Origin of the sequence: Streptococcus pseudopneumoniae (assembly GCF_001072375.1) — a bacterium.
In the GTDB taxonomy this organism is placed as follows: Bacteria; Bacillota; Bacilli; order Lactobacillales; family Streptococcaceae; genus Streptococcus; species Streptococcus pseudopneumoniae_L.
This window is the reverse complement of the sequence record NZ_JVKV01000041.1, coordinates 1-7,410: the sequence shown is the minus strand read 5'-3', so window position 1 is coordinate 7,410 and position 7,410 is coordinate 1. Positions and strand designations below refer to the sequence as shown.

Sequence of the window (7,410 nt, the reverse complement as noted above, 5' to 3'; positions counted from 1 at the left end):
CGGCTAGCTTCCTAGTTTGCTCTTTGATTTTCATTGAGTATCAGGAGCAACCGAAGTAAATCTTTCCACAATAAAACGCATAATATCAAGTTTTTTATACCTGATACAATGCGTTTTTTTGATTATAAAGACTTATTGCCCAACTTCTTCTAGGCGTTTAGAACCTTGTCTAAAAATTCTTTAAGACGAGGATGTTGTGGGTTATCAAAGATTTGGTCAGGTGTACCGTCCTCAAGGAATTCACCATCTGCAGTAAAGATAACTCGATTGGCAACCTTGCGGGCGAATCCCATTTCGTGGGTTACGATGATCATAGTCATACCTTGTTCAGCCAATTCCTTCATAACGTTAAGAACGTCACCGACCATCTCAGGGTCAAGGGCAGAAGTTGGTTCGTCAAAGAGCATGATATCAGGGTTCATGGCTAGACCGCGAGCGATAGCCACACGCTGTTTTTGACCACCTGATAGGCTTTCAGGATTTGCATTAGCCTTATCAGCGAGTCCAACTTTTTCAAGAAGTTCCATTCCCAATTTTTCAGCTTCGGCCTTAGTCATCAACTTATGCTCTACTGGTGCGAAAGTGATATTTTCCAATACCGTCATGTGTGGGAAAAGATTGAAGTGCTGGAACACCATTCCGACATTTTCACGAACGTGGTCCACGTTGGTTGCTTTATCCGTCAAATCATAGCCATTAACTGTGATATGACCTTTTGTACCTTCCTCAAGGAGATTCAAGCTACGCAAGAAAGTTGATTTACCTGAACCAGAAGGCCCAATGATACAAACAACATCTCCTTCATAGAATTTTGCTGAAATTCCTTTAAGGACTTTGTTTTTACCATATTGCTTATGTAAATTATCGACATCGATTTTTAATTTAGCCATTATTGAATCCTCTTTTCTAAGCGTTTTGCAAGTCTAGTAAGAAGAGTGATAATCACAAGATAGAAGACTGCGAGAATTGCATACATTTTGAAACTTTGGTAGTTACGAGCAATGATAATCTTACCAGTCTGGAAGAGTTCGACCAAACCGATTGCAGATACGATAGTTGTATCTTTAAGTGCGATAACAAATTGGTTGACGAAGTTTGGAAGCATAAGTTTGGTTGCTTGTGGCAAGACAATCTTACGCATGGTTTTACTGTATGAGATACCAAGGCTTCGACTAGCTTCCATTTGTCCGATAGGAACTGCTTTAATACCACCACGTACAATTTCAGCGATATAAGCGGCTGAGTTTAGGGAGAGGGCGATTGTACCAGCGACAAAGTCATTGATTGGACTCTGTTGGCCTGTAAGGGATTCGATAAAGTTAGGAACTCCCCAGAAGATAAAGGCAGCAAGAATCATCAATGGAATACCACGAATCACATCGACAAAGATTTCTGAAATAAGACGAAGTGATTTATAAGGACTAACGCTAAACATACCAAAGATAATTCCGATAACAATCGCAATTGCAAAGGAAATCAAAGCTAGAGAAAGGGTAATTCCAAGTCCACTTAGAAGTTGTTTGTAGTTGTTTTTCAACAAGCCCCAGATAGTAGTTTCGTCAACAGTTGATGATTCACTTGTTGAATCAGTTGCAAGGTATTTATCAAGAATCTTTTGGAATTCACCGCTTGCTTTAAGATTTGCAAGACCGTTGTTGAACATTTCAATCAATTCAGGATTGCTTCCCTTTTTAACTGCAAAAGCAGTTTCACCAATTGGAGTACCTTCGATTGGTGTTTTTAATTTTTGACCCTGACTGATAGAGTATTTAAGAACTGGTTCGTCATCCATCACAGCGTCAACTGCACCAGTATTCAAGCTATCATACATAGATGAACCATCTGCAAAGGTTTTAATTTTATAACCATATTTGCTTTGATTTTCAGTTAGGAAGGTTTGAGAAGCAGTACCATTTTTAACACCAACGGTTTTACCATTCAAATCTTCATAAGAAGAAATCGTACTTGATTCCTTAACTCCAAGAATCGTATTAGCTGTATAGTAAGAATCTGAGAAATCAAAGGTTTCTTTACGTGCATCAGTAACAGACATACCCGCAATCATACCATCAGCTTGACCAGATTGAACTGCGTTAATAGCAGCGTCAAAACCTGGGTTGGTGATTTCAATCTCGAAACCTTGGTCTTCGGCAATAGCCTTGATCAAGTCCATATCAATACCAGTGTACTGGTTGCTTGAGTTTTGGAAAACGAATGGTGCAAATGAAGAATCACTTGCGATAACGTATTTTGATTTGACTGGAGTAGCTTTTTGACCTGCGCTTGTAGTAGAAGTGAGAGAAGTCACTTGTGAACTAGTTTTAGAAGAACTTGTCCATTTATTGATAATTTTGTCCAAGCTACCATCTTTTTTCATCTGAGCTAAAGCTTCGTTAAATTCTGTAACTAGGTATTCGTACTTGCTACCTTTTTTAACTCCAAAAGCAAAGCTTCCAACGGCTTCTCCGTCCATGTTGATACTGAGATCTTGCCCTTGGTTAATAGCGTACTCGATGACTGGTTTGTCATCCATGATGGCATTTACAGCACCTGTACTGAGACTGTTATTCATCAAATCACCAGTATCAAAGGTTTTGATAGTGAAACCATATTTATCTTTGATGCTTTCTAGGAAACGTTGTGCGGCAGTACCGTTTTTAACACCAACAGTTTTACCACTGAGTTCTTCATACTTAGTGATTTTGTTAGACTTAGTTGTTGCGATGACAACTTTTGTATCATAGTATGTATCAGACATGGTAAAGACGTTTTCACGCTCTTTGGTTTTTGTCATACCAGCCATGATCGCATCTGCTTGCCCTGCTTGGACCGCATTGACAGCAGCATCAAAGCCTGGATAAGACATTTGGATATTCCATCCTTTTATCTCAGCGACTTTATTGATAATGTCGACATCAATTCCTTTATAAGTCTGGTCTGTATCTTTAAACTCAAAGGGTGCATAAGCAGTATCACTAACAATCTTGATAGTGTCCGCATTAACATAGCCTAAAGAGAATAAGGGAAATAAAAATAATAAAAATGCAAGGATTTTTTTCTTCATGTTTAGTCTCCTTTTTAGAATATTTACCCATTATAGCAGAAAATAAAAAAGTTGGCAAATATTTAGTGTTTTGATGTCATAAGATGTGACATGAGGTGATAAGTGGCAAGAAATTGAGAATCAGTAAGTCGATCCTTTTTATGGTAAAATAGAAGGATAGAAAATGTGTATGAGGCAATTATGATCAATAGAATTACAGACAATAAATTTAAACTTGTATCCAAATACCAACCTTCTGGGGATCAACCGCAGGCTATTGAGCAGTTGGTAGATAACATCGAGGGTGGTGAAAAAGCTCAAATCTTGATGGGGGCAACTGGTACAGGGAAAACCTATACCATGAGTCAGGTTATTTCCAAAGTTAATAAACCAACTCTAGTCATCGCCCACAATAAGACCCTAGCAGGCCAGCTCTATGGGGAGTTCAAAGAATTTTTCCCAGAGAATGCGGTCGAGTACTTCGTATCCTACTATGATTACTATCAACCTGAAGCTTATGTTCCTTCTAGTGATACTTATATCGAAAAAGATAGTTCAGTCAACGATGAGATTGATAAACTTCGTCACTCCGCTACATCAGCGCTCTTGGAACGTAATGATGTCATCGTTGTAGCATCTGTATCTTGTATTTATGGCTTGGGTTCTCCTAAGGAATATGCTGATAGTGTAGTAAGTTTGCGCCCAGGACTTGAAATTTCTCGTGATAAACTCCTTAATGAATTGGTCGACATTCAATTTGAGCGTAATGACATTGATTTCCAGCGTGGAAGATTTCGTGTACGTGGGGATGTGGTGGAGATTTTCCCAGCATCTCGTGACGAGCATGCCTTTCGTGTTGAGTTCTTCGGAGATGAGATTGATCGCATCCGGGAGGTTGAAACTTTAACTGGTCAAGTCCTCGGTGAAGTGGACCATTTGGCGATTTTCCCAGCCACTCACTTTGTGACCAATGACGACCACATGGAGGTAGCAATTGCTAAGATTCAGGCTGAATTGGAGGAGCAGTTAGCTATCTTTGAAAAAGAAGGCAAGCTCCTCGAAGCGCAACGCTTGAAACAACGGACAGAGTACGATATCGAGATGTTGCGTGAAATGGGTTATACCAATGGTGTCGAGAACTACTCACGTCACATGGATGGACGAAGCGAAGGAGAGCCACCTTATACTCTTCTTGACTTCTTCCCTGATGATTTTTTGATTATGATTGACGAGAGCCACATGACCATGGGGCAAATCAAAGGAATGTACAACGGAGACCGTTCACGTAAGGAAATGTTGGTTAACTACGGTTTCCGTTTGCCGTCTGCCTTGGACAACCGTCCCCTTCGTCGTGAAGAGTTTGAAAGTCATGTCCACCAGATTGTCTACGTTTCAGCAACGCCTGGTGATTACGAGATGGAACAAACGGACACCGTGATTGAGCAAATCATCCGTCCAACAGGTCTTTTGGATCCAGAGATGGAAGTGCGTCCAACCATGGGACAGATTGATGACCTCTTGGGGGAAATCAATGCCCGTGTTGAAAAGAACGAACGCACCTTTATCACAACTTTGACCAAGAAAATGGCAGAAGACTTGACAGACTACTTCAAGGAAATGGGCATCAAGGTCAAGTATATGCACTCTGATATCAAGACTTTAGAGCGTACCGAGATTATTCGAGATTTACGATTAGGAGTCTTTGATGTCTTGGTTGGAATCAATCTCCTTCGTGAAGGGATTGACGTACCTGAAGTAAGTTTGGTTGCAATTCTCGATGCTGATAAGGAAGGCTTCCTCCGTAACGAACGTGGTCTGATCCAAACCATCGGTCGTGCAGCCCGTAATAGTGAAGGGCATGTGATTATGTATGCTGATACTATGACTCAGTCTATGCAAAAAGCCATCGGTGAAACAGCTCGTCGTCGTAAAATTCAGATGGCTTATAATGAAGAGCATGGCATCGTCCCACAAACTATTAAGAAGGAAATCCGTGACCTTATTTCTGTCACAAAAACTGTGGCTAAAGAAGAAGACAAGGAAGTCGATATCAATAGCCTCAATAAACAAGAACGCAAAGAACTAGTCAAGAAACTGGAAAAACAAATGCAAGAAGCCGTCGAAGTGCTTGACTTCGAGTTGGCCGCGCAAATACGTGATATGATGCTGGAAGTCAAGGCGTTGGGTTAGATAGGATAAAGCGAATGAAGATTATCATTAAAACAATGGAAACTCCTGAAGAGATAGAAGGCAAATCCCTCGTTCATTGGCAAACGTGGAGAGAGGCTTATGACGATCTTTTACCCGTGGAATTTCAGGAGACGATGACATTAGAAAGATGTCGATTCTTTAGTCAAAAATATCCAGAAAATACCTTGATTGCGATGGATGGAAAGCAGGTCGTTGGATTTATCAGCTATGGAAATTTTCGTGATGAGACTATTCAAGCTGGTGAAATCATTGCCTTATATGTTTTAAAAGATTACTATGGAAAAGGTGTGAGTGAACAGTTAATGCATGCTGCATTTGTTGCTCTCGATCATTTCTCTGAAATTTATTTATGGGTATTGAAAGATAATAAGCGAGCTATTGCTTTTTATCAAAAAATGGGTTTTACTTTTGATGGCCAAGAAAAAATACTTAAACTTGGAAAACCTGTTAAGGAATTGAGGATGATGTGTTCTTCAAATAAAAATTCCTAAAGGACGTATCTATTAATCTTCGAACCATTATCAACTAATCAAGTATAAAAAGTGAAGTAGATAGAATGAAACAAAGAGATGAAGGAGAAGATGAATGAAAATTCTAGTCATCAATGGACACCCGGATAAGGAAAGTTACTGCCAGGCTATTTTTCAAACCATTGTAGATAATATTGATTTAAGTCACCATGAGCTTGAAGTCATCAGTCTTAATGAAGAAGATTTTGATCCTGTTTTACGTTATGGTTATCGAAAACGTATGGAAGAAGATTCTTTTATCCTTCGTTCTCAGAAATTAATCCAATGGGCAGATCATTTCATTTTTATTTATCCTATCTGGTGGAGTAGTATGCCTAGCCTCATGAAAGGCTGGATTGACCGAGTCTTTACACCGGGGATTGCTTACTCTGCTAATAATCAGGGGAGTTTTATCTGGAATTACCTTAGAGGCAAGCAGTTTAAAAAGTTATTAAAAGGGAAAACAGCCAGTATTTACGCAACCTCTATGGCGCCCACTTGGTGGTACAAAATCTTTTCGGGTCCTATCAACATTCCAGATAGCTATGGCATCTCTGTTTTGAAAAATGCGGTCTTGAATCACTGTGGAATTAAAACTAAGCGCGTTTGCGTACTAGGTGAAGTTGGACGGGATGTGAATACAGCAAGTATGCGTGAAGAGCATCTCCAAAAAGTAGCAGAAGAAGTTAAAAAACTATCATGAAACAAAAAAATAAGAGACAGAAAACATTAAAAAAACACCAGAAATCAAAGCGAAAGATTGGTCTACTAGACTGCATGAATCTGTGGTTTGTGCAACATTCAACAATTGCCTGGATCCTTGATGCAAGCGTTCTTTTGTTTTCTGCTCTAGGAATATTATATCTATTGTACGGAACAACCCTTATTCCAAGTCCCTATCGGGAACTGCATTATAGTTTTCCACTTTTTTTAAATCTTTTTGTATTGGTGAATGCATCTTATCATTCTTTCCTTCGTACCTTTAGAAAAGACTGGATTTCCTTGCGAAATTTTGCAAATATGTTTTTATATACTAACGGAATTGCTTGTGTATTACAGTTAACGATTGGGATGACCTCTAAAAGAGGAAGAAGATTACTTCCGATATGGGCATTAGACTATCACTATATCTGGTTTCCCCTCGTTACTTATTTCATTTTCTTTCTATTGCCTATTGTGACAATTATAATTTCCAAGTATATTGAAAAGAAAACGGGAAGATTCACTCGAATGAAAAAACATAAAAGAAAATCAAACACAAAAAAGAATCGCCCAAGGAAAGAAAGTTTTCGGCTTTGGATGGATTCTCATAAATTTTTAGGATTCTTCCTGGTCCTTGGTCTTATCCTAGCAATAGGACTAGGTCTGAATCTAATTTTCGAAAACCTTCCTATTCCGTTGCCCTACAGAGATATCAACTATAGTTTTCCAATATATATAAATATTTTTTGTCTGGTGTATCGATTATTTGACTATTGGTTCCTAGATTTGACTAGGACAAGAATGACGATAAAAAGATATGCAGATTTATTTATCTATCTTAATAGTATCGGTTTAATAGTTCATCTCTTTATTGGGATTGGTGGGAAAAATAGTAAAGGAATTTTGCCTTCTCTCTTATCCCTAGATCACCGCTACATCTGGTTT

The 7,410-nt window shown here is 38.9% G+C and carries 6 protein-coding genes; 4 read left to right on the top strand and 2 right to left on the bottom strand.

Features of this window, described 5'->3' with window-relative positions; translation table 11 throughout:
• Positions 1 to 149: 149 nt before the first annotated feature.
• Positions 150 to 890, bottom strand: a complete 741-nt coding sequence (locus tag ADH31_RS03520) for an amino acid ABC transporter ATP-binding protein (RefSeq protein WP_049503260.1) — start codon at positions 888 to 890, stop codon at positions 150 to 152.
• Positions 890 to 3,064, bottom strand: coding sequence for an ABC transporter substrate-binding protein/permease (locus ADH31_RS03515; protein WP_049509033.1), 2,175 nt, complete (start codon positions 3,062 to 3,064; stop codon positions 890 to 892). Before ADH31_RS03515 ends, ADH31_RS03520 begins: the two co-directional genes overlap by 1 nt.
• A 180-nt stretch (positions 3,065 to 3,244) precedes the next feature.
• Between ADH31_RS03515 and uvrB the strand changes: the two genes are divergently transcribed.
• The 4 genes from uvrB to ADH31_RS10140 form a co-directional block, all read left to right on the top strand.
• Positions 3,245 to 5,233, top strand: a complete 1,989-nt coding sequence (gene uvrB / locus ADH31_RS03510; protein ID WP_049509032.1) for an excinuclease ABC subunit UvrB — start codon at positions 3,245 to 3,247, stop codon at positions 5,231 to 5,233.
• 14 nt (positions 5,234 to 5,247) lie between these two features.
• Entirely contained in the window at positions 5,248 to 5,745 is a 498-nt protein-coding gene (locus ADH31_RS03505; protein WP_049509031.1) for a GNAT family N-acetyltransferase, read from the top strand.
• A 94-nt stretch (positions 5,746 to 5,839) separates the two neighbouring features.
• Positions 5,840 to 6,466 (top strand): NAD(P)H-dependent oxidoreductase, encoded by a 627-nt coding sequence (locus ADH31_RS03500; protein ID WP_049509030.1) that lies wholly within the window; start codon positions 5,840 to 5,842, stop codon positions 6,464 to 6,466.
• Positions 6,463 to 7,410 (top strand): hypothetical protein (locus ADH31_RS10140; RefSeq protein WP_049509029.1); only part of this gene is annotated, 948 nt, incomplete at its 3' end. The genes ADH31_RS03500 and ADH31_RS10140, both read left to right, overlap by 4 nt.